This is a genomic window from Butyrivibrio sp. (assembly GCF_024699075.1).
This window is the reverse complement of sequence record NZ_JAILQF010000033.1, coordinates 1-3,092: the sequence shown is the minus strand read 5'-3', so window position 1 is coordinate 3,092 and position 3,092 is coordinate 1. Positions and strand designations below refer to the sequence as shown.

At 39.6% G+C, this 3,092-nt stretch carries 3 protein-coding genes and 1 pseudogene; all 4 read right to left on the bottom strand.

Annotated features, from left to right (window positions below):
* Positions 1-201 (bottom strand): annotated as a pseudogene (locus K6G87_RS01080) (hypothetical protein); the annotation flags it as partial.
* Between the two features lie 222 nt (positions 202-423).
* Complete coding sequence (locus tag K6G87_RS01075; protein WP_296832686.1) at positions 424-1,611, bottom strand: ABC transporter substrate-binding protein; 1,188 nt, start codon at positions 1,609-1,611, stop codon at positions 424-426.
* Positions 1,612-1,695: 84 nt separating this feature from the next.
* Positions 1,696-2,736 (bottom strand): ABC transporter permease subunit, encoded by a 1,041-nt coding sequence (locus K6G87_RS01070; RefSeq protein WP_296832684.1) that lies wholly within the window; start codon positions 2,734-2,736, stop codon positions 1,696-1,698.
* The coding region (locus K6G87_RS01065; protein WP_442863357.1) for an ABC transporter permease at positions 2,733-3,092 on the bottom strand (360 nt) is incomplete at its 5' end. The genes K6G87_RS01070 and K6G87_RS01065, both read right to left, overlap by 4 nt.

Below are 3,092 nucleotides of genomic sequence, written 5' to 3'. Positions count from 1 at the left end.
CTTGGTTACATTACCCTCTTCAACCTTTTCTTTTATCTTCTCTACTATATCCTGAGCCTGATCTATATTTTTTTCAGGTGTAAGATACTTAATAGCATCTTCAGGATTACCATCTGTTTCTTCAAGGGCTTTCTTAGCTGTCTTAAAATCTACGCCTGTGGCATCAATTACCTTTTCTACTGCTTCAAGTGTTATATCCATATCTTTATCTCCTTTCACAACCAGATTAACTTTTTTGTTCACTTATATGTCTATTTTAACACCTATTAAAGAATTAAAAAGTGTAAAAAGAGCGAAATAATGTACCCTATTTTGTTTCCATTGCAGACTACATATACTCATGAAACTATTTAGGACATAAAGCAGGAATCCTCGGTAATTCAATTACCGAGTAGTTCACGTATTTACCTGAAAGCTGATAGTTTAATATACCCTTTCATCTATTATCTCCTGGGACAGTATTGTTACTTTATAAGTATTTCCATCAATTCTTGTAGAATAGACTGTCCTGTCTGCAGAAAACTGACTTTCAAGGACATAGCTTTCCTTCTGGAAATTGGTATTATTTTCAAGGCAGCCAATAGTCTGAGTGAGAATAGGACCATAAAGAGGATTACACTCTGTATCTACCGCAATAGTCCCATCAAGAGTAAGCTCAAGACCTTCCCTTGTTGAGTCAAAAGAGATAACAAGCACATCGCCATTGGCTATGTCAGTTCCTATCCTATAGCCCGCTTCCTTAAGTGCTTCAATTGCACCATATGCTTCATTATCATTCTCACAGTAGACTACATCTATCTTGTAACCATATTCCTTAATCATCTTCTCCATGACTTCGCGCCCTTTAGCCTTTACAAAGTCTCCGCTTTCTGCGGCGAGAAGAGTCCAATTGTCGTGGGCTTCAACTGCATCCAAAAGAGCTGTACTTCTTCCTATTTGAGCTGATGCACCAATAGTCCCCTGAATATCTATTATTCCTATTTCTTTATCTATACCTTTTTTATCAAGGAATGCATCAAGCCAGGCACATGCTCTTGCACCTTCAAGATAGAAATCTGCCCCAACCCATGCTGTGTATAAGGAATCATCTTCTACATTAACTCTTCTGTCTACTATGATGACAGGAATCCCAGCCTCCTTGGCTTCAAGAAGCGCTCCTTCCCAGCCTGTTTCTACAATAGGATCAAGAATTATATAGTCTACATCCTGATCTATGAACTCTCTTATTGCTTTGAACTGATTCTCCTGCTTCTGCTGTGCATCGTCATATATAAGGTTATAACCGTTCTCTATGGTAAAAGCTGACACCACCGAATTAGTACAGGCAAGACGCCAGTCAGACTCTGCACCTATTTGGGAAAAACCGACAGTTATTGTATCTCCTGAGTTAATATAAATACCATCTTCGCTTAATGACTCTGATTCTGCGACATCGTTAAAGGATGAATCGAATGAATCGGACTCATCTTCTGCATCATTATTAAAAAGACCGCGATCCTGAAAAAGCGAAGAGCCTGAATCAGAACAACCACACATAAATACTAATAGAATATTAATTATAGAAAAAGCTGATACAATCCTGCCTAACCCTTTATGCATAAAACGTGCCACACACCTTCCCAAAAACAGTTTCCATATCCCACTAATTATATCATTAATTATTTACCCCCGGCCATTATGACCGGGGGATGATAATTACTTTGTGCGTTTGGTTCTAAGTGCTGCAGCTATACTCTGTATTACGATAAACAAAAACAACAGTGCTGCCGTAAGGATATTAGGCCATGAGCTTGCAAGCTTACCATTGGTCTTAACGATAGAAGAAATCGTTCCGTTAATAAGTACACCAAAGAATGAACCTATAACATTACCAACACCGCCTGTAAGTAGTGTTCCGCCGATAACCGCAGATGATATAGCATCCATCTCAAGTCCAAGTGCCTGCTGAACCGAACCGGACATAGTGTTAAGGCAGAAACATATACCGCCTATAGAGCACAGAAATGACGACAATATATAAGTCTTCATCTTAATCTTTTTAACATTAAGACCCATCATTGCAGCTGACTGAGCATTACCGCCTACTGCATAAAGGCTCCTGCCAAATCTTGTGTATCTTAGCATGAGGAATATGAGTATCAGTACGCACAGAGCAACTATAACTCCAACTCTTACATAAGGTGCCATGTACACGCCTTTACCATTAACATAACCTCCAAATGGAAGCTTTATCTTAATGTTGGCTATGTCGTAGAATGCCTTGTTCATGTCCTGAGTGATGGAAACCTGCTCAGTACAGATAACTGCTGTCATTCCTCTGGTAAAAAACATACCGGCCATGGTTACAATGAATGGCTGAATTTCAAGATATCCAATGAGGTATCCCTGAACAGCACCAAATGCTATTCCTATTACAAGAACAAGTACTATCATAGGAAAAGCTCCTATTCCGTTCCTCATTCCTGTTGCAAGTAGCATACAATCCATCGCTACAAGGCCGCCTACTGAAATGTCTATTCCTGCTGTAAGCATTACGCAGGTAAGGCCGCAGGCAACGCAGATAAGTCCCGCATTTGTGATCAAGATATTCAAAAAGGTCTGAAGATGTGTAAAACCCTTATTTCCATACGCTATACAACCGCCTGCATATAGGACTATAAAAAGAATAATTGTAACAATAAGAAGGATGCTATTGCTGTTTAAAGTTTTCTTCTTGTTTGTAGTCTGTTTACTCATACTCTAGCCACCTCCTTTGCTGCATTTCTTTTTCTAAGATATGCCTTTATTGGTGGTGACTGGATAGCAACGATTATGATAACGATGATTGCCTTAAATACAGGTGCCTGGTCTGTGGATACGCCAAGTGCATACAAGGTTGTAGTTATAGCCTGTATCGTATATGCTCCGACTATTGAGCCTGCAAGTGAGAACTTACCGCCTCCAAGAGAGTTACCTCCAAGAGCAACAGCAAGGATTGCATCCATTTCAAGATAAAGACCTATGTTGTTGGAATCGGCTGAAGTGATCCTGGATGAGTTTACGATTCCGGCAATTCCTGCAAACAGTCCGCATATAACATATGTCAAAAAGAT

Bases quoted from the DNA above. Each gene is read 5' to 3' on its own strand.
- K6G87_RS01070 (WP_296832684.1), bottom strand. From the start codon at position 2,736: ATGAGTAAACAGACTACAAACAAGAAGAAAACTTTAAACAGCAATAGC.